Raw genomic sequence first — 19,965 nt, forward strand, 5'->3', positions numbered from 1 at the left:
GCTGAGTCGTTGTCGGGTTTGATTTCGATGGCTCTGTCATAAGATGCGATCGCTTCTTCAAATCGCCCTAAATTATCCAGCGTACTACCCCGGTTGTGCCAAGCTAAGTGAAAGTCGGGTTTGATTTCGATGGCTCTGTCATAAGATGCGATCGCACCTATAAAATTTCCTACCATCAATTGTTCATTACCTTGGTTAAACCAGACTTCCGCTTCTCCCTCTTCTCTTTCCTCCGCGTCCTCTGCGCTTTGGCGGTTCGTTTCTCCTCCCTTCAACTGCCTTCCAAAATCATAAGCAACAACACTAACTTCCCCAATGCTCAACTCACCCAGCCGCACCATCCGCCTTGCTAACTCATCATTTGGTGTAGCTGAAGCTAACAATCTTTTGCCAAAGCTCCGTAACCACTCCACCAAATGAGCCTCATTGATGCGCTTTGCAGCTAAAAAACCTTTTACCCCTCCTATACTCAAGCCATCATTGACTTCTGCCAACAACTGGAGAAACAAGGATTCATACTCCGCATCTGTTAGCTGTTGTGGTGGTTCTACTTTCCTATGTTCCCTCAAGGGAGGAGTCTGCTTGTTGCCAAATAAGCGCTGAAAAGACTTCTTTAGCCACCGCCAAAGCCGCTTGAGCATTTGCCGCAACCATGTATTGCTTTTGTAGTGTATTTTAGCAATTTTACGGAAAGCAAAGAGGGGTGCAAAAGTATAGTTTTTTGAAGTGGGGGTTGGGAACTGGAAAAATAAGTTAAAAGTAGGGTGAGTTAATTTTTGTAAGCTGATGCAATGGCATTGTTAAGCAAAACAATTGCATTGTCAGTCAATGCAATGGCATTGTCAGACGAAACAATTGCATTGTTAGGCAAAACAATGGCATTGTCAGACGAAACAATTGCATTGTTAGGCAAAACAATCGTATTGTCAGACGAAACAATCGTATTGTCAGCCTATAGTGTAGATATAGCATTTCCCGACCTAGTAAGGTACACCCGTAGAGGCACGGCACTGCCCATTGGTATCAACTTAACGTGAAACCGCACGTCCGCCAGGGATTGTAAATCCCTGTCTCATAACTAAACTCCTCTGAAGAGGACTAAATAGCGCGAAAATTTTCAGTCTACTTCAGTAGACTTGAGCAATTAGTCAGGGAATTATATTCCCTGGCGGGAGAACAACACCCAATCAGTACGCTATTTATAGCTTAAGTTGACACCAATGGGCACTGCCGTGCCCCTACACCTCGCGGTATGATTTTTTACCTCATCTGAATGGAAACCGCTATAAACAAAAATATTTACTGTCATTGCGATTGCTTCGCTTCGCTCGCAATGACATTAGACATCTCCAGAAATTAAATATGCTTTACCCATAACCCTTGTAGAGACCTAGCACTGCTACGTCTCTACATTGTTTTTCGGAGATGTCTATTGTGTAATTAGTTATAGTTCAGCCGCGATTTCTAATCGCCAGGGCTACATCTGTTTCAAATCTTGTAAAACTTCGGTGGCTGATTGATAGCGATCGCTAAAATGATAGCAAACCATCTTATCTAAAATTGCCGCTAATCCTTCACTGACTTGCACCGTTTGCCGCCACATCACATTCCCCGTTTCTATATCTGGGTGGAGTTCTTGCGGTGGTATCCCAGTTATGGCTTGAATAGCAATCATTCCTAAAGCGTAAATGTCACTGCACAAGCGGGGATGACCGGCAAATTGTTCTGGAGGTGCATAACCCCGCGTCCCGATGGCTACTGTAGCTAATTCTGTTTGCTCACTAATCGATGGTTGCATCAATTTCACAGCACCAAAGTCAATCAATACCAGCCGATTATCTTCAGCGCATCTAATAATATTAGTCGGTTTGATATCACGATGAATCACTCGATGCTGATGAACAAATTCTAGAACTTCTAAAACTTCTTTGAGCATCTCCATCACAAATGATTCATTTTGCACATTCTGTACAGGTGGTAATTCTTCGCTTAGGGTATGTCCCTCGATATATTGTTGAATTAAATAGAATTCTTGGTCATCTTCAAAATAAGCAAGTAATTCGGGAATTTGATGATGTTTACCCAAAGATTCTAAAATTTCAGCTTCACTATTAAACAACCTGCGAGCAACCTGCAAAAATCTTGTATCTTGACGGGCTGGCATTAACTTTTTAACTACACAAATCGGATTACCCGGTCGTTGAGTATCCTGTGCTAAATAAGTCCGACCAAATCCACCAGCACCAAGAGTTTGAGAGATTTTGTAGCGTCCACTCAAAAGCAAATCACCTGATTTTATTTCTGGTGAATCAACTGGGGGAGGAAAGTCAAGATAGGAATCGGGAACTGCTGTTTTGTCTTCTAAGAGGACATTTAATTGGGCGATCGCTTCTTGTTGTTTTTCAACTTGCAGAATAATTACTTGAGTTTGTTGCTGATTTTGGTAGTTAGTATAAGCAATCACGCAGATACTACTAATTACGAAGGCAAGAGCAGAGGGAATTAACGGTATCCATCCGGCTTGCAAAAACAAAGCAACGCAGATTACTACTAAGCCAAATAGAGTTATCGTTCCCACTACAAGCAACAGTAGCGGATTTTGCCACCGCCATGCTAAAAAACTACCTAAAAGCGACCAACCCCATATCCAAACAAGTTCCGCCCAATTTGGCCAATACCAAATTAGCGATCGCCCATCCAACACTGTACTGATCAGTTGACTTGCTATCTGTGCATGAATAAACAGAGCAGGCATTCTGGCTGGTTGGTCTGGTAAAGCGCTGTAGGGTGTATAAAAACCACCTGGAGGCATATTAGCTGCTGTGCTGCCAATAATTACCAGACGGTCTTTAATTAAGCTGGGATTTACTCGACCACTAAGAACATCTCTAAGGGTTACTTGGTCGGCGAGGCTATTAGGGTGACGGTAATTTAATAATATTTGATAGCCATTTGCATCCAAATGTTGGTAGCCACCAGAATTAGCTTGTAAACGTGGAAACAGGGTTTTACCTAACTGAAAATCTCCTTTCTCAGTGAACTTGTATTTAATACCTTGTTTGTCCAGATAATTAATTGCAACTAGGGCACCAAATGCAAATGATGTTGTACATTTTTTGTCTGTAGAGTTGGCAAATAACAAACTGCGGCGCAGAGTTTGGTCATTTTCACTATCAGGAACTACATCGCTAAAACCAACATTATCTATAGGAAAGTTGGGTGGTGGTGGAATTTCATCTCTACCCAAGCTGCTGAACAAACAAGTGCTGATCATGCGATCTTGATTTTGCTCCTTAGCCACCAAATTATTGTTTTCTGGTTGGAAAAGATATAAACCAACAATTCGCGGTTGATAAGATTCTATTTTGTTTAATAGCTGATTGATTGTCCGACCTGATAGAGTCCATTTCTCTCGTTTGAGATCCTCATCAGTGATTTTTACTAGCAAGATCCGCCGATCGGGTGCTTCTGCTTTCCGCGATCGCAACATCTGGTCATAAACTCTCAACTCCCAAGGCTGTAACCATTTGAGTTGCCGAACTCCCCAGATCAAGGCAGTAATTCCTACACTGGTAACAAAAATAATTTGCAACCAGCTTTTGCTCTTGGAAGTTTCACGAGAATCCTGAACTTTGACAAGGGGGACACGGAGTTTTTCTAATAGTCCACTAATCACGGCATTGGGGCGGTACCCTGAATTGGATAAATGTTGCAGGCGCAGAAGTTAATTTTCGGAATCTAGGTTAAAAACTAGTTAACCTAAGCTTTCTATTAATGTAGCAATTTACTCGTTGGTTAGAGACTTTGGTGTATTCCTACTTTTAAAGCAAGCTTACGCGCAGTGTCAACTATAAAATAAAAGAAGCGCTAATCATCTGTTTGAGATGTTTGAGCATCTTCAACAGAACTAGCAATTGGAAAAGAAATCGGATTAGTAGATGAAGTTAATGAATCTAATTGAGGTTGTTCTAGTGATGCTTCAATGCTTGAATCAGCAAAATAGGAGCCTATTATTTTATCATAGTTAGAAGCAACAGCTAAAAAAGCGCCACCCAAAATATAGATAGGTAATGGCAGATTAAATTTTTGCAACCAGTCAAACAGTTCCGCCAAGGCAAACAGCACCAAAAAGCAGGCAAGCCAAACCCTCATATTCTCATTCCCTGGATTGAAACAACTCTATTACTAGCTTAAATAGCTTGCATGATAATTGATATAGTACAAAAATACTACGTCATAACCCTAGATAGATGCAGTCAAAATTACAGCATCTGCTATAGCAATCCTATCTGATTTGTGAAAATCGCAAGGCTAAGATCCCCGACTTCTTAGAGAAGTCGGGGATCTCATTCATTGTCACCAATGATTTAGGATTAACACCAAGCAAGTACTTTCACCCGGACTTGGCAAGCATCTTGCTAAACCAGTAAAACTAAGGTTATTACAATTATTTATTTCTTAGATTTTATAGAATCAGGTGTGAATGCTGCATATTCTTCTGGAGTGAGTACTCCATCTTTGACATTAACTTTTTTGGGTAGAAGTCCTTGTGCGTACCATAAATCAGCTATTTGTTGTTGTTTTTTAACAACTTCATCAGTGATTGGTAGTAGACCATATACTGCTTTACTATGAATTGTTTTGAGGGTAGGTACATCAATCCCAACGTCACCTGTCTCCAGTTCTGCTAACTTATCAATATTTTTCTGCGACCAGTCTTCAGCTTTGATAAACTCCTCTAGAAAAATTTTGATAATTTCAGGATGCTCTTTTGCAAATTTACGTGAGGTAGTATAAAATCCACCAAGATCCTGGAGTCCTTGTCCATCTATCAACACACGACCAAGATTTTTTTGGACATTTCTGGTAATGTAAGGTTCCCAAATTACCCAAACATCAATTCCTCCCTGACTAAAAGCCACATTTGCATCTGGAGGTGGGAGGAAAAGAGATTTTATATCACTGAGCTTTAGTCCCTCTTTTTGTAATGCTTTTAGTAAAACATAGTGGGCAATAGAGGCTTTTTGAAAGGAAATTTTTTTGCCCTTAAAATCAGCGACACTTTTAATCGGAGAGTTTTTTGGTACTAAAAAAGAAACTGCTTTACCATTAAATGGGGTCGTTGCAACATACACAAGAGGTATACCTGCGGCTTGAGCAAATATAGGTGGTGATTCAGCTGTGGCTGCGATATCAAGAGAACCAGCATTTAAGGCTTCTAAAGCTTGGGGGCCAGCAGCAAACTCTAGCCACTTTACAGTAAAATTCTTTGCTGCCAAACTTTTTTCTAGAGTTCCTTGTTTTCTCATCACTGCAAGAGAACCAAGTTTAGAATAAACAACTCGTAGCTCTTGTTTTTGTGGAGTATTAGAAACTGTTTGACTCTGAGATTGTGTACTAATTGAAGATGCTTCGTTTTGAGTAGTTTTAATTTCTTGGCTGCAACCAAATATAGCCATTGGCATTGTGAATGAGCAAGCAGCTATCAATAAAGATAATTTGCGCTCAATTTTATATTTCGCTTCTACAGATTTAGTATTTAGGCTATACTCATCTACCGTCTTTGTCTTTTCAAATTTTGATTGTATCGGCTTATTGCTAGATAACTTTAGGCTCTGCAAAGATTTGAAAAATGCCATACTACCGTCTATTTAAATTTAATAATTATTGTTGTTTCTCATGACTGCAAACAACTATCAATTTCAGTATAAATTTTACCTAATCTGTTCTGGAAATAAAGTATTCATCAACACTAGTTTTCAATAAAAAAGTAATATTTTTATATATTTATCTTTATAAGCATATAGTCTGACACTTAAAAAATTTTATTTATTTATTTATTTATTTATTTATATCAAAGTCACTCTATCAATCCTATTTGATTGCTAAGAATTGCAGCCCACATATCCCCGACTTCTTTAAGAAGTCGGGGATCTTGTTTGTTGAACAGAATACATGCGTCATTCATCAGAATTCAGTTGGGTATTCTGATCGAAAAAGCGCATGAATAATCGGCGTTTAATGACTCTTGATTACCCTAAGAAAATGCAGAATTTAAAGGCGCATTAGCTTAATTTTTTGAGGTATAAAGCCTAAAAAGGACGACTACCTGCAAGGCTAACCCGCTTCAATACTCGTCGCTCATTCGGATCAAATGCTTGACGGTAATGCAAAGTAGCTTGATTATCCCAGTAGACAATATCACCTACTGACCATTTGTGTTGGTAGTAGAACTTGGGTTGATTTAGATGTTGCCTTAACTGTTCAATCAGTTTAGATCCTTCTTCTGGCTCTAACCCAACAATTTCCACTTCTGTAGCAGCATCTAAGTAAAGATGTTTTTTACCACTGTCTGGATGTGTCCTAACTAAAGGATGGGGAAAGACCGGACTGATTAAAGGAATATTCTTATCTAAACGATACAAAGAGCGGGGTGCATTCCGGTCTCGCAAAAATGGGTTGTAGGTAATTAACTGCAAATCTACAATCCGTTTTTTGGTAGCTTCATCTAATGCTTCATAGGCCAAATTGGTATTTAACCAATAAGTATCTCCACCATGAGTTGGTATTTCTAAAGCATAAAGAAGCGAACCACTAGATGGGGTAGGAGTCCATTTGTGGTCAGAATGGAAAGTTAATTCTCCAGTACCGGTATAGCCACCATCGACGTTAGAAATTGGAATCACTACCGGAGTTTCTCCTGGTTTAGAAGCCAATACTGGAGTTTCATCAGATGGTACAAAGAGTGCGCCAAAGTATAGAGAAAAGTTCAAAAGTTGTTGGTCGGAGAGCTTTTGGTCTTTGAAGATTAAGATGTGGCGATCGCGCAAAGCTTCCTTAAGTTGTAGGATAACTTCAGGTGCGATCGCTTGACTAGCGTCAAGATCGGTAACGATAGCTCCCAAAGGGGCATCAATAGACCTAATTTTAACTTCCGTCAAAGTCGAAGTAGACATAATATTCTCCTGTGTTTTAGTTTCTTCTTGAGGATAACTACTTAGTCGCTAACACATCTGAAGGAGTAATTTTGGCGTACTCTTCAGGTGTCAGAAACCCTTCCTTAACATTCACCTTCTTGGGGATAAGTCCTAAGCTGTACCATTTATCTGCAACTTCCTGTTGCTTGGTAATAGTTTTATCAGTAATTGGTAGCAACCCATAGTCATATTTATCATGCATTATTTCTAGAGTCGCTGGATCTAGCTGAGTTACAGGAGCAAGTAGTTGTGCAACTTCTTTCGGATGATCCTTAGTCCAGATTTCTGTCTTTTGTAGCTCCTCTAGAAACACTTTAATCACGTCAGGATGAGCCTGATAAAATTGGCGTGAGGTTGAGTAAAAGTTGCCAGTATCCCGCAACTTACCACCATCTGCTAAAACACGAGCTATTTTCTTTTCTACATTTCTGGTAACGAATGGCTCCCAAATATACCAAGCATCCACCTTATTCTGACTGAATGCCGCATTTGCATCTGGCGGTGTGAGAAAAACTGATTGGACATCGCTCAGTTTTAGTCCGGCATCTTCTAATGCTTTAACTAATAAGTAGTGACCGATGGAGGCTTTCTGGAAAGCTACTTTTTTACCTTTCAAATCGGCAACACTTTTAATCGGAGAGTTCACCGGAACTAAAAGTGAAATAGCTTTACCACTGGGGCGTGTAGTAGATAGATAAACAAGAGGCGCTCCTGCTGCTTGCGAAAATACAGGAGGCGATTCGGCTGTAGATGCGATATCTAGTCCATTAGCATTCAGAGCTTCTAGCTGTTGTGGACCAGCCGCAAATTCGGGCCACTGTACTTTAAAACCCAGAGGCTCTAATCGCTTTTCCAAGGAACCCTGTTTTTCTAGAACTGCTAAAGCGGAAAGTTGTTTGGAACGTACAATCCGCACTACTTGCTTCTCTGTTGACTTCTCTGTAGTGGATGAAGCTACAGACTCAGGGGAAGCTGCTGACTGCTGAGTGTTATTTTTGGCTTCACCACAACTCGATAAGACTGTCGATAGCATTAAGCAGTAGCCCAAAGCAAACAACAAGGAACGACGTGTTGTTCTCTGACTTTTCCTGAATTCAAACTTTCCTTTTAAAGCTGGCATGGGTTGTTTTATTTATTCCTTTATCCGTGGTCAGAACGATTATGATTAATTGCGATCTAAATAGCCAAAAAAACTCTTGCTTATTAATATAGTTGAAAATTAGACCAATTAAATATTTTTTTTATAATTAAAAATATCTATCAATAAATCACGATATTTATTCATATCAAGCTATTAGGATTATTGCCATAAAACTTATGTCAAGCTATCAAAGGTAAATAGAAAAGCTGTACAGCACTGTTGATCGTAAAAAGTGTTGTACAGCCTCCAAGAATTATGACTTCTCTTTTACAGCTATTTTCAGGTAAATAGACCAAGCGGTAGGGGCACAGCAATGCTCATTGGTGTCAACTTAACGTGAAATCAAGTCTAGAACCAGCTTTTAGATAGCCTCGTTCCCAGTCTCCGACTGGGAATGCTCGTCGTTGAGGCTCCGCCTCGCTTGCTGGCGGCAGAGCCACTTTTGAGTTGCATTTCCAGCCGGAGGCTGGAAACGAGGTTTTAAAGGAGTTTCAGCTTAAGTTGACACCCATAAGCAATGCTGTGCCCCTACGACAGATGTGGTTCAAATACATGAAAACTGCTGTAATAAATCAACTTTTAGGTTTCCATACTGCATCTTTGATTTGAAAAGTTTTAGGAATCAGCTTTTGACTGTAGAAAAGGTCAACTACTTGCTGTTGTTCAGCGATAATTTCATCAGTTATATCAAACACACCCAAGATAGGCCGTCTCTCTAAAGCCCATTTCCAGACTCCTGGTTCTTCTTTAGTTTGCGCTGCCAATAAATTAGCAACTTGATTGGGGTTAGCTTTAGCCCATTCTTCTGCTTTTCTTTGTTCTTCCAAGATTATCTTCACTAAGTCGGGGTGATTTTCAGCAAAATTGCGTGTAGCGATATAGTAGGCTCTTTGGGGAGCGACATCAGAACCTTTGGCTAAAACTCGTATTTCATTTGCTCGCTCTTTCCGAGCATAAAACGGATCGCTAGTGGGTAACACATCAACCTTGGCACCTTCAAAAGCAACCTGACTTTCTGGAATAGTTAGGTAAGCAGGTTGAATATCATTGAGAGTTAATCCGGCACTTGCTATAGCTTTCAAAATCAAATATTGCAGGGCTGTTCCTTTTTGGATCGCAACTTTCTTACCCTTGAGTTCCGCAAGAGTTTTGATTGGTGAATCCTTACGGACAATAACTGCTTGAGCGCCTGCGTTGGAACCAGTTGCAGCAACATAAACAATGGGATTATCACCAGCTTGAGCAAAAATTGGTGGTAGATTTCCAACGTTACCAATATCAATACTATTTGCGGCCATTGCTTCCATCATTGGCGGGCCGCCGCGAAATTGTATCCACTTGATAGCAATGCCATCAGCAGCAAAGCGCTTTTCCAAATAGCCCTGAGCTTTAAGTAGGTTCAGACCTGGTGTACCACTCTGATGACCGATGTTGATAACTTCTAGTTTTTTTGAGCTTGCAGTAGTTGGCTCAACTTGGGGAGTATTGCTTTGAGTACTTGGAGAGCTACATCCTGTAACTAACAGAAAAGTCGTAAACGCCAGCAAAAAATAACGAGCTATACTCGCAGGCAACCATGACTTTCTGTAGCTTCTGAACATGATTCAATGTAATTTCTTGGGGTAAGTGGATATTTTTAGTTTTTATTTTTGTTGGACTGAATTTTATTGATAATTCAGATTCAAAAAGTGGTCAGAGTATCTATGACTACTTTCATGAAATCTACTTTTATCATGGTTACGGGTCATCGGGGACAATTTTTTAATAAATAAAAATAATTTTTTTTATCTGAAGTTAGAAAAGAGAGTGGGTATGACCCACTCTATAACGACTCGAGGAACTGAGAATTTAAGAGTTAAGCTGTTTCATATTTAAATTGCATAACCTGGGCGGGCAAGATGCCCACCCCACAAGAGTTATGTTTAATTCCATTATGCAATTTAGATGTTTTTTAGCTTAAGAGGAAAAATTTAGGAAGTGGAGTGAGAAAGACCCACTCCAGAGTGGTGCTAGTGGAAGATTGAAATTTATGAATGAAACTCTGTTTTATTCGTGTTCAATTTTGCTAGTACAACACGGCGGAAATAAACCACCCATTCAAAATCAATGAAATGTTTGCACTGTATTAATTTTGAATTTTGAATTCCGCCTTGCGGTACTAGTGCTTCCAAGCGACTAGAATTGTAGCTTCGAGTTCTTCTGTAAAATGTCCAGACGGCTCAACTGCTAGTAGCGCTTCTCTAAGATCCTTTTCAAATTCTGGAGCGTTATCACCATAGAAAATTTTGAGTGAGAAGGCTGTAGTGTATAAGTAGCCAAGATAGCTATCGACAGTCCAAGATTTTTCAAATGGCACTTCATAGGTTTCTTGACGAGCAAAAGCCGAATTGCCAATTACAACTTCATGGGGAGGATCGACTGGCTTACGAATACCTTGTCCTCGTTGTCCAGTCCGTCGCTCATCACCTAACCATTTTTTCACTACTCCAACAGCAGCTTGTTTCCAAGGTAGATTGCTTTCCCAAGGATTATCACCAGTGTTAAGCAGTGCTAATGCACCATCATCAGTTAGCAATTCATAAAGGCGTTCAAGGACTAGTTCGCGTTCCATCCAGTGGAAGGCTCTACCAATTGTAGTTAACTTAAATTTCCCTAAACTAGAGTCGATTAACTCTGCTCCTTGCTCTAACCAAGTAATATTATTTGCTCCAACTGCTGCTGCTTGACGTTTGGCTTCTGCAATCATTTCTGGGTCGGGATCGATCGCCACAACTTCTTCAAATTTGGTTCGCAGAGGAATTGAAATTAATCCTGGGCCAGTACCTAAATCAAGGAGTCGTCCTTGACCATTGAGATTAAATATTTCGGTTAGTTTGTCGAATACAACCGATGGGTATTTGGTTCTATATTGAGCGTAGCCTTCAGCAGCTCCCTCAAATAAACTTGGGTCGTAGGTGGGAAGTGTTTTTAGTTGAGTCATATCAATTTTGGATTTTGGATTTTAGATTTTGGATTTAGGTAAGTAAGGTGGAAATTAAGAAAGTCCACCTTACAAGACAGCGAGTAGACACCTAAAACGCCTCAGTAAGTCGGTGCAATTAAAGTTAACTAGTGGGGCTTTATCATTTGTCATTGATAAGGGTTTTAAGCCTATTTTACGTTTCGTAATATAATTTGGTTTGTTTCCACCGACTTACTTAGCACGTGAATGGGAAAATAGGGAGGAAATAACCAATGCCCAATGCCCCATTCCCAATAGCCTAAGAATATTGAGTGATGACGGGTAGCTGATCGTTGAGTACCCAATCACCGATCGCACGCAATTTGTAATCTACAGGATCGTGGAGGGTAAAGGTTCGCAAATCTCGCCAGTAACGATCAAATCCATATTTGGTTGCTGTGGCGCGAGTTCCCGTAACTTCAAAGATGCGGTTGGTAATATCTATACCTACACGGGTTGCTAATGCCTTGGCTGCGGAAACTGCGATCGCAACTTCTCCCCTCTCTTGATGACTTAGCTCTACATCCTTGCCCCAGGCTGCTTGTACTTTCTCCGCTGCTTGGTCAGCTAGTGCGATCGCAGCTTGAATTTCAAGCCAAAAGTCTCCGTAATGATGCAGAATATAAGGGTCTTGAGTGGCACTATCTACCCCCGATGTAATCCACGGTTGAGTAGTAGTTTTAGTATATTCACGAGCAGCTGCAAAGGCTCCTTTAGTAATTCCTAGATAAACGTTGGTTTTTGTTAGCTGGGCGATAATCCCAAGAAAAGTTGAGAAGGCACTATCAGGAGGATTTGGTGGCCCCAAAATCTCATCTTTCTCTACTAAGACATTGTTAAATGTATAACTACCGCTATCAGTACGACGTTGCCCGATATTGTCCCAATCGTGATTAGAAACTAACCCTTCTCTGTTTTTGGGAATTATGAATATGAAGGGCAATTCTACGCCATCTTCTAAAGCGGAAAATACCCGATAATCGGCAACGGAAATACCTGTACCAAAGCTTTTAACACCATTAACCCGAAAATTCTCACCTTCTGGATTAATTTTCAGCCTAGTATCCTTTGTATTAATGGCATTTGCCCAAAATAAGTTATTCTTGGCAGTTTCTCTATAATATTTTTCCTTTTGGGCTGGTGTGCCGGAAACGTGACCCAAGGCTGTCAAATTGAGATGATTACCATATAATTGACCAATTGAACCATCTGCTTTTGATAACTTTCTGACAATTTTTAAGGCATCAATCCAAGTTGCGCCAATGCCACCATATTGCTTGGGTACAACCAGTGATAGCAGTCCACTCTCACGTAGTTTATTAATTTCCGGTTCTGGAATTCCGGCTTGGGCATCTCTTTCAACTGCGGATTGAGCAAGTTCCTTGGATAGAGAAGTTGCTAGGTCGATGTAATCCTTTGGTCTTGTAATATCTAACACCATAATCAAATCATCCTTTTAGGGATTTCTAATCAATAAATTGTCCAAATAAACGTTATTTAAGAGAAATGTAGAGTGGGCAAGGCCCACGCTACAAGTGAACAGAGGAAATGGAACATGGAACGTTGTAAAGATGGGCATTGGGGACTGGGTATTGGGGATTGGTGACTGGGCATGGATTATTCTCTTTGTCCCCCTAGTCGCCAGTCCCTAGTCCCCAGTCCCTAATCCCTAACCGCTAAATATTCATTTGCGGCTTTCTCGACACCTGTACCCTTGAAGAAGTCTTGATTGAGACTGGTGTACAACTCCAAGGGATGGATTGAGAGGAAGTAGCGGAGGTCTTCTTCGGTAATGATTTCGTGTTCTGCCATTGAGTAGGCGTTGGCAGTAACGGCGGTAATATCAGGCACATCCCAGTGACCGGAATCGGAACCCAAGAAGGCTTTAACGCGATCGCCAAAGGGATTAGCTGCACGGTTAAAGGCTTGAGATACACGGGTATCGTCTGATTCTGTACCGAAGTAGAAATGATTCAAGAAGCGATCGCGCACATCTTCTGGCTTCTCTATTCCTGCGAGTTCAAATTCGTCGAGTTCGCCTGGATCTTCTGGTGCCAATAATTGATGGTGGAATCCTAAACCGTCACCAATTTTATCTAAGCGTCCATCTACTAGTTCGCCACCGTAGCGGGTGTACAACTCTACAAGTGCTTCCTTGTCGATAATAGCAGGATTGTTATTTGACAACAAATGTTGTTTGTTGCGGGTTTCCCAATGCCAAATAATATCAGCGTAGAGACTAGCACCCCAAGCTGAACCACCTTCTAAGAAGGCAAACTTTAATTGCGGGAAGCGGCGAGTAACTCCACCAAAGAACAGCGATTTACATAATGCTTCGGCTGCAAAGGCAAAGTGATTAATGTGATTGTACTGGGCGTTGGTGACAGAACGCTGTGTTGTCCAACCTTGGCTAGAAGCGTGAGTTGTAGGTACAACTTTCAGTTCTACGCACTTAGCCCAGAATGGATCGTAATCATACTGGCTATCTAAGCCAAAGTTATCAATCCAAACCACTTCGTTAGCGACTTCTTTGCCATACTTCTCAAAGGCAGGAATTGGACGACGGACGTAACCGGGGATTTGAATTGCTTTGAGTCCGAGAACATTCACTGCATATTCCAATTCTTCAATCCCTTCTTCGGGAGTGTGCAGGGGAATGGCGGCGATGGGTGTTAAGCGATCGCGATAAGGGCGGAAAATATCAGCATGGTAGGTGTTAACAGCCCGACAAACAGCCCGCCGCATTTCTTCGTTACCGATATTCGGGGCCATTGTTGCCAAGTTGGGGTACACAACGGCAAAGTCTGTACCTGCTTCTTGTAAGCGTTCGTGCAGCAACTTGGGTAAGCTAATGGTAGCCAAATTCAAAGTATTTTTTGTGGGACGACCCCACCAGTTAGGGCGATTGGTGCGATAAGCAAAACGTTCTTCCCAACTTTGCTTGTACCACTTAAAGCGAGAAGATCCTGGTAAATTTTCTTTGAAACGTTCTACAAGTGCAGTTCCACCAACTTGTTCTAAATAATCCAAGACTGCTGGTTCAAATTCTTGGGTATGTACATCGGTGTCAATGATCGGATAACCAAGTTTTTCACGAATTTGAGCAGACCTGGTTTTTTGTGGACGGTCTAGAGCAATCGTCATGATAGTTTACCTTATATTGGGTACTGGGGATTGGGGATTGGGTACTGGGGATTGGGTATTAGGTATTAGGGATTGGGATTGAAAAACTTTTTCCTACCCAGTCCCTAGTCCCCAGTCCCTAGTCCCTAATCCCTTTGCTAGCCAAAAATTCATCTGCTGTTTTCTCAACAGCCGTACCTTTGAAGAAGTCACGATTCAGGCTGGTGTACAACTCCAAAGGATGAATCGATAGAAAATATTGCAAATCTTCTTCGGTGATAATCTTGCGTTCTACCATTGAATAGGTATTAGCAGCGATCGCAGTAATATCAGGTACATCCCAATGACCAGAATCGGAACCCAAGAAGGCTTTAACGCGATCGCCATAAGGATTAGCTTTCCGGTTAAAAGCTTGAGCTACACGGGTATCATCTGATTCTGTCCCGAAGTAGAAGTGATTCAAGAAGCGATCGCGAATATCCTCTGGCTTGGTAACTCCTGCAACGGCGAATTCATCCAAATCACCTGGTTCTAGGGGAGATACTAAGTCAGCGTGGAAACCTAAACCGCTACCTAGTTGATCCAACCGACCATGTACTAGTTCACCACCATAGCGGGTATAGAATTCTAGCAGTTCTTCATAATTAACATTGCCAGGATTATTATTTTCCACCATATGGTCTTTATTGCGGGTATCCCAGTGCCAAATCAAATCGGTGTACAAACTAGCACCCCAAGCTGCACCTCCTTCCAAGAAAGCAAACTTGAGTGTGGGGAAGCGGTGAGTTACGCCACCAAAGAATAAAGATTTACATAGTGCTTCCGCAGCCGATGCAAAGTGACCAATATGGTTGTATTGGTAATTGCTAATGGAACGCCGATTGATCCACCCCATACCGGAGGAGTGGGTGGTGGGGACAACTTTCAGTTCTACGCACTTCGCCCAGAAGGGATCGTAATTATATTTACTATCCAAGCCAAAGGTATCTATCCAGATGGCTTCGTTGGCTACTTCTTCGCCATACTTCTCGAAAGCGGGAATCGGGCGACGGATATGGCCGGGGATTTGAATTGCTTTGAGTCCCAGCACTTTCACCGCATATTCCAACTCTTTGATCGCTTCTTCGGGCGTATGCATGGGGATGGAAGCAATGGGTGTTAAGCGATCGCTATAAGGACGGAAAATCTCAGCATGGTAGGTGTTAGCTGCCCGACAAACAGCCCGCCGCATTTCTTCATTGCCGATGTGTGGGGCCATCGTTGCCAAGTTGGGGTACACAACGGCAAAGTCTGTACCTGCTTCTTGTAAGCGTTCGTGTAACAACTTGGGCAAACTAACGGTAGCTAAATTTAAAGCATCGTTAGTGGGACGAGTCCAGAAAGGAGGGCGGGCGGTGCGGTTAGCGCGGCGTTCATCCCAAGATTGCTTGAACCATTTAGAGCGAGATGCACCGGGTAAGTGTTCTTGGAAACGCTCTGCGATCGCAGTTCCAGCAACTTGCTCTAAATAGTCCAAGAATGCTGGGGGAAATTCTTGGGTATGTACATCGGTATCGATGATCGGATAACCCAGTTTTTCCCGAATTTGAGCAGACTTGGTTTTTTGTGGACGGTCTAGTGCAATAGTCATAGCATTTTACCTGAATTTGTAGATGGATTGCTCAAAAGGCAAAAGCCAGGAGGGAAGCAAAAAGCTTTTGAAATATGACAGTTGAGCCTTTGAGCCTGAAAGTTGAGCCTTTGAGCCTGGGAGTTGCACCTTTTAACTTGGAAGTTGCACCTTTTAACTTGGAAGTTGCACCTTTTAACTTGAAAGTTGCACCTTTTAGCCTGGGAGTTGCACCTTTTAGCCTGGGAGTTGCACCTTTTAGCTTGGAAGTTGCACCTTTTAGCCTGGGAGTTGCACCTTTTAGCCTGGGAGTTGCACCTTTTAGCCTGGGAGTTGCACCTTTTAGCTTGGGAGTTGCATCTTTAAAAGACTTAATTACAAAAATTTGTTTTTCTTGCTCAGAAAAGTTACTGATTTCTGCCTCCTCATCTCTCCCACTCTTTATTTTTCTTTAATAGCCCAATCTGTTAATTGAAAGTTTGACTTTGCTAAACCCTGCGAAACTAAAAAATTCTTTGTCCCTTCTAAAAGTTTCACGCCCTCGGCTGGTAATGCTTCTTCTGATATCTGTTTGAGTGGCAACGATACTTTGATGATATCGATGGGATATTTAGTAATTTGGGCGTGGTACTGATAGTATTCTTCAGAATTAGCTTTTAAATCCTTGGCTGCTTCTGTCAGGATTCCATTAAATTTCTGGGGGAAATCAGGTTGTTTTGCCAGAAAGCTTTCGGTTGCAACAACTAATGATGTCCCTGACAAACCCTGATGATTAGCCGAAGAATCAATCACTGGAAACCCTTGTGATTTCAGAAAAGGCCCTAGTTCGCTTGAGGTTGCATAAGCTGCGACATCACCACGTTCTAAAACTGCTTTTGCCTCAGTAGTCATTAAGTGGACAATTTTTACATCCTTGGCAATTTTACCTTCAGCTAATAGTCCCAGTAGGTATCGATGCATATAAGAGCCTTTTTGGGTAGCTATTTTTTGACCCTTAAGTTCAGCAAGCGATCGCGGGCCATTCTTTTTCGCCACTAACCAGGCGGTTGTATTAAACTGAGTAATCCTTAGCAGTCGTGTTTGCTGACCCCTCGCTCTCAAAACTATGGCTGGTGTATCGCCTAAAGAGCCAACATCTAATTGTCCTGCTACCAGCGCCTCATTTAGATCCGGCCCGTTAGGAAATCTTGCAAAAGTAATGTTTTTAAATCCTGCTTGTTGCAACTCACGATCTAAAATTCTTTTTTTCTTTGCCCAACCAAGTGGCCCTGTAGGTTCTGAAGTACCTACATAACCTATACGCAGGGTAGAAACGCTATTAGATGCAGCTACAGTGCTAGCACTTTTGGTATTAATAACCTCAACAGATTGAGCAGATTTAGTTTCCCCTTGGCTACATCCTGTAGTTAGTAGCAGCAGGACACAAGCCATCGAGGTTGATAATTTGGAAGTAAATTTATTTTTACTGATAGAATCTGTTCCTATTGGAAACGACAGCATCACTTTTTTCTCCGCTGTACTATAGCCGTGTGCAACTTTCTCAAGAGACCTAACCCCCAACCCCGTTTTACCCCACCCTAACCCTCCCCTGATAAAGGGGAGGGAACTGGATTTCTTGTTTCCCCGCTTTATAAGGGGGGATTAAGGGGGGTAATTTAACTTGTGTGTACACCGTAGCCCTGTGGGGGAGAGGAATGGAAGTGGGGTTCTAAGGATAAGTTGCACATTGCGTTACTATTTCATCTGCTTCAAAATTTGGAATGTTTCATCAGCTTTTGCTGTTGAGGTGCGTTTATGTCCCCAACCAACGTTTTCACGATAACTACCCAATAACCCAATTTCTATTAATTCTGCCTCGTTGACTGAAGTTTTCATATCGCTTTCTGGTGCAACATAAAGGGCATCAACTGGACAATACAATTCGCACATATAACAGGTTTGACAGTCACTCTGTCGGGCAATGGTTGGCGGTGCATCTGGCACTCTGTCAAACACGTTAGTTGGACAAATGTTCACGCAGATATTACATTCTATGCACCGCGACTCGCTGACCAACTCAATCACACTGCCACCCCTATTTTAGATTTTGGATTTTCGATTTTGGATTGGAAAATATTTTCTGCATTCAGTAAAGGCTGACTCTTCACCCAGACTTGATCTAATCCGCCACTTATCAGGTAATGTTGCTGGTTAGCATCTTGTTCTGGATAGTCTAGATGTCTGTGCATCCCACGAGTTTCTTTACGTTCAATGGCACTGCTGTACATCCACCGTGCTGTGGCTACCATTGCCGCAGCTTCTCGCGCCCTGGGAAGCTCTTTCTCTGATGTTACCTGGCTACTGCGGAGTTCTTGCCAAAGATGATTTAATCTACCCAAAGACTCGGTTAAGCCTTGTTCTGTACGGAAATAGTTCTTTTCATAGGGGAATACTTCAGCTTGGACTGCCTGAATAATTTCATCAGTCGCTAAGGTGCGATCGCTCCCACTATGTAATACTACTTCTCCAACTCCCTTAACTTCTCGTTGAGTTTTATTTTCCCCTAAACTACGGGTATATTCAGCAGCCGATTTCCCTGACCAATAACCAGAAGATATTGCCCAAGCCGCATTATGACTACCACCGCCAGTAAATCCGCCACAAATTAGTTCGCGTGTAGCGGCATCTCCAGCCGCGTAGAGTCCCCGTACAGAACTAGCACAACTCTCATCAACAATCCGAATTCCCCCCGTTCCGCGCACAGTTCCCTCTAAACGCAGAGTCACAGGGAAACGTTGGGTAAATGGATCAATACCTGCACGGTCAAAGGGTAAAAAGAAGTTGGGCTGTGCTAAACGCATAGATGCCCGCATTGATTCCGCCGCTTTGTCTATGATGGCGTAAACTGGCTGTTTTAGTAAGGTTTCAGCAATTACTGACCGTCTATGAGAACTTGCACCCGGAATTACAGTACCGTCTTCGTAGGTAAAAGTTGCCCAATTATAAAACAGGGTTTTGGTGACTGAAGAAAAGGCGGGGGAGATGCCGTAAGCGTTGGAAAATTCCATACCCGACATCTCGGCTCCTGCTTCTGCCGCCATCAGATAACCATCCCCTGTCAGGACGTTGCATCCTAACGCTTTACTGAGAAACGCACAGCCACCTGTCGCAATGATCGTGGCTGGCGATCGCACCGCCCATTTCTCACCAGTCTGACGGTTCACACCTGTTGCACCAGCAACAGCACCATCCTCATCTACCAGGAGTTCTAAGGCGGGGCTGTTGTCTAAAATCTTGACTCCAGCGCGTTGAATTTGCCGCCGCATCAGCCGCATATATTCTGGCCCTTGCAGCGATCGCCGATAGGGTTTGCCTTCATCGTCCGTAGGGAAGGGATAACCCCACTCTGCTAACTGATTGACGTTTACATAAGTCTGATTCAGTACCCGATCCATCCAATTGCGATCGGCTAAAAACCCACCCAAGGATTCTCGACTCGCCTTGGCTGTTTCCCGTGCTTCTGGATCGGGTGGCACATACCAGACACCATTTCCAGATGCAGCAGCGCATCCAGTTGTGCCACAATATCCTTTATCTACGAGGATTACCCTAGCTCCACTTGATGCAGCACTCCATGCCGCCCAAGTCCCAGATGGGCCACCTCCAATCACAAGCACATCTGCTTCTAAGTCGAGTTCCAAATCAGTTGTTAACGTCTTGATCATTTACCATTTCCCCCCATCGATAAAGTCTTAAGCATCAAGTCTTCACCCCATCGATGCTGCAAAATAAATTAAATATACTTAGAAATCTAGCTAGCAGCCTGAGATTATGGACACTTAAAGACAAGTTGTCACTAGATTAGCATTATAACTACTTTATCTTGATCGATAAACCGTAGTTTCTAACATAACAAAGCTTTTCATAGTTTTCGACAAAAAGCAAGCATTTTAACAAACAACTTTAAATATAAAGTTATGTAAAATAAATTTTATTATCTATCTCAAGGGGCTTGCTTTTTATAGTCTTTTGTGCAAATATCCAATGTTAGTACAGAAAGTACTTAATTTCGATAGACTTACCGTTGTTTAATAAATTTTTCCAAACAAGAGCCAGGAATCCTATTCCGGCTCCA

At 42.0% G+C, this 19,965-nt stretch carries 16 protein-coding genes; 2 read left to right on the top strand and 14 right to left on the bottom strand.

What is annotated here, in order from left to right:
* A partial coding sequence (locus V7K76_RS12845) for a tetratricopeptide repeat protein (protein WP_335029801.1) occupies positions 1-641 on the bottom strand: 641 nt, incomplete at its 3' end.
* Positions 642-791: 150 nt separating this feature from the next.
* On the opposite strand from V7K76_RS12845, the gene V7K76_RS12850 reads away from it, so the two are divergent.
* Positions 792-1,037: a hypothetical protein gene (locus tag V7K76_RS12850; protein WP_335029802.1), complete on the top strand. Its 246-nt coding sequence runs from the start codon at positions 792-794 to the stop codon at positions 1,035-1,037.
* A gap of 440 nt (positions 1,038-1,477) precedes the next feature.
* Here the strand turns inward: V7K76_RS12850 and V7K76_RS12855 are convergent, their stop codons facing one another.
* The 10 genes from V7K76_RS12855 to V7K76_RS12900 all read right to left on the bottom strand — a co-directional run bounded on the left by V7K76_RS12855 (position 1,478) and on the right by V7K76_RS12900 (position 15,872).
* The gene (locus V7K76_RS12855) at positions 1,478-3,676 is read right to left on the bottom strand and encodes a CHASE2 domain-containing serine/threonine-protein kinase (RefSeq protein WP_335029804.1); all 2,199 of its coding nucleotides are present in this window, start codon (positions 3,674-3,676) and stop codon (positions 1,478-1,480) included.
* A gap of 191 nt (positions 3,677-3,867) precedes the next feature.
* Positions 3,868-4,152: a hypothetical protein gene (locus V7K76_RS12860; protein WP_334777668.1), complete on the bottom strand. Its 285-nt coding sequence runs from the start codon at positions 4,150-4,152 to the stop codon at positions 3,868-3,870.
* A gap of 299 nt (positions 4,153-4,451) precedes the next feature.
* A complete protein-coding gene (locus tag V7K76_RS12865) occupies positions 4,452-5,639 on the bottom strand; it encodes an aliphatic sulfonate ABC transporter substrate-binding protein (protein WP_334953334.1) in 1,188 nt (395 codons plus the stop codon).
* Between the two features lie 453 nt (positions 5,640-6,092).
* The gene (locus tag V7K76_RS12870; RefSeq protein WP_334953331.1) at positions 6,093-6,956 is read right to left on the bottom strand and encodes a TauD/TfdA dioxygenase family protein; all 864 of its coding nucleotides are present in this window, start codon (positions 6,954-6,956) and stop codon (positions 6,093-6,095) included.
* 37 nt (positions 6,957-6,993) lie between these two features.
* Positions 6,994-8,097 (bottom strand): aliphatic sulfonate ABC transporter substrate-binding protein, encoded by a 1,104-nt coding sequence (locus tag V7K76_RS12875; RefSeq protein WP_334776289.1) that lies wholly within the window; start codon positions 8,095-8,097, stop codon positions 6,994-6,996.
* 593 nt (positions 8,098-8,690) lie between these two features.
* Complete coding sequence (locus tag V7K76_RS12880) at positions 8,691-9,719, bottom strand: aliphatic sulfonate ABC transporter substrate-binding protein (RefSeq protein WP_334776288.1); 1,029 nt, start codon at positions 9,717-9,719, stop codon at positions 8,691-8,693.
* 557 nt (positions 9,720-10,276) lie between these two features.
* The gene (locus tag V7K76_RS12885; RefSeq protein WP_334776287.1) at positions 10,277-11,098 is read right to left on the bottom strand and encodes a class I SAM-dependent methyltransferase; all 822 of its coding nucleotides are present in this window, start codon (positions 11,096-11,098) and stop codon (positions 10,277-10,279) included.
* Positions 11,099-11,378: 280 nt separating this feature from the next.
* Entirely contained in the window at positions 11,379-12,560 is a 1,182-nt protein-coding gene (locus V7K76_RS12890) for an acyl-CoA dehydrogenase family protein (protein WP_334953328.1), read from the bottom strand.
* 221 nt (positions 12,561-12,781) lie between these two features.
* Positions 12,782-14,263 (bottom strand): amidohydrolase family protein, encoded by a 1,482-nt coding sequence (locus V7K76_RS12895; protein WP_334776285.1) that lies wholly within the window; start codon positions 14,261-14,263, stop codon positions 12,782-12,784.
* Positions 14,264-14,381: 118 nt separating this feature from the next.
* Complete coding sequence (locus tag V7K76_RS12900) at positions 14,382-15,872, bottom strand: amidohydrolase family protein (protein ID WP_334776284.1); 1,491 nt, start codon at positions 15,870-15,872, stop codon at positions 14,382-14,384.
* 74 nt (positions 15,873-15,946) lie between these two features.
* Between V7K76_RS12900 and V7K76_RS12905 the strand changes: the two genes are divergently transcribed.
* Positions 15,947-16,306, top strand: coding sequence for a hypothetical protein (locus V7K76_RS12905; protein WP_334776283.1), 360 nt, complete (start codon positions 15,947-15,949; stop codon positions 16,304-16,306).
* On the opposite strand, the gene V7K76_RS12910 is transcribed toward V7K76_RS12905, so the two are convergent.
* The 3 genes from V7K76_RS12910 to V7K76_RS12920 form a co-directional block, all read right to left on the bottom strand.
* Positions 16,293-17,351, bottom strand: coding sequence for an ABC transporter substrate-binding protein (locus V7K76_RS12910; RefSeq protein ID WP_334776282.1), 1,059 nt, complete (start codon positions 17,349-17,351; stop codon positions 16,293-16,295). The two genes, V7K76_RS12905 and V7K76_RS12910, sit on opposite strands and share 14 nt — an antisense overlap.
* Before the next feature lie 234 nt (positions 17,352-17,585).
* Positions 17,586-17,915 carry a 4Fe-4S binding protein gene (locus V7K76_RS12915; protein WP_334698234.1) on the bottom strand — a complete coding sequence of 110 codons (330 nt, stop codon included), beginning with the start codon at positions 17,913-17,915 and terminating at the stop codon, positions 17,586-17,588.
* The gene (locus tag V7K76_RS12920) at positions 17,912-19,555 is read right to left on the bottom strand and encodes an FAD-binding protein (protein WP_334776281.1); all 1,644 of its coding nucleotides are present in this window, start codon (positions 19,553-19,555) and stop codon (positions 17,912-17,914) included. Before V7K76_RS12920 ends, V7K76_RS12915 begins: the two co-directional genes overlap by 4 nt.
* Positions 19,556-19,965: the final 410 nt, after the last annotated feature.

Source organism: Nostoc sp. (genome assembly GCF_036917975.1).
Lineage (GTDB): Bacteria > Cyanobacteriota > Cyanobacteriia > Cyanobacteriales > Nostocaceae > Nostoc.

Coding starts and splice junctions, on each gene's coding strand:
- V7K76_RS12850 (WP_335029802.1), top strand. CDS start 792: ATGGCATTGTTAAGCAAAACAATTGCATTGTCAGTCAATGCAATGGCA.
- V7K76_RS12860 (WP_334777668.1), bottom strand. CDS start 4,152: ATGAGGGTTTGGCTTGCCTGCTTTTTGGTGCTGTTTGCCTTGGCGGAA.
- V7K76_RS12865 (WP_334953334.1), bottom strand. CDS start 5,639: ATGGCATTTTTCAAATCTTTGCAGAGCCTAAAGTTATCTAGCAATAAG.
- V7K76_RS12870 (WP_334953331.1), bottom strand. CDS start 6,956: ATGTCTACTTCGACTTTGACGGAAGTTAAAATTAGGTCTATTGATGCC.
- V7K76_RS12875 (WP_334776289.1), bottom strand. CDS start 8,097: ATGCCAGCTTTAAAAGGAAAGTTTGAATTCAGGAAAAGTCAGAGAACA.
- V7K76_RS12880 (WP_334776288.1), bottom strand. CDS start 9,719: ATGTTCAGAAGCTACAGAAAGTCATGGTTGCCTGCGAGTATAGCTCGT.
- V7K76_RS12885 (WP_334776287.1), bottom strand. CDS start 11,098: ATGACTCAACTAAAAACACTTCCCACCTACGACCCAAGTTTATTTGAG.
- V7K76_RS12890 (WP_334953328.1), bottom strand. CDS start 12,560: ATGGTGTTAGATATTACAAGACCAAAGGATTACATCGACCTAGCAACT.
- V7K76_RS12895 (WP_334776285.1), bottom strand. CDS start 14,263: ATGACGATTGCTCTAGACCGTCCACAAAAAACCAGGTCTGCTCAAATT.
- V7K76_RS12900 (WP_334776284.1), bottom strand. CDS start 15,872: ATGACTATTGCACTAGACCGTCCACAAAAAACCAAGTCTGCTCAAATT.
- V7K76_RS12905 (WP_334776283.1), top strand. CDS start 15,947: ATGACAGTTGAGCCTTTGAGCCTGAAAGTTGAGCCTTTGAGCCTGGGA.
- V7K76_RS12910 (WP_334776282.1), bottom strand. CDS start 17,351: ATGCTGTCGTTTCCAATAGGAACAGATTCTATCAGTAAAAATAAATTT.
- V7K76_RS12920 (WP_334776281.1), bottom strand. CDS start 19,555: ATGATCAAGACGTTAACAACTGATTTGGAACTCGACTTAGAAGCAGAT.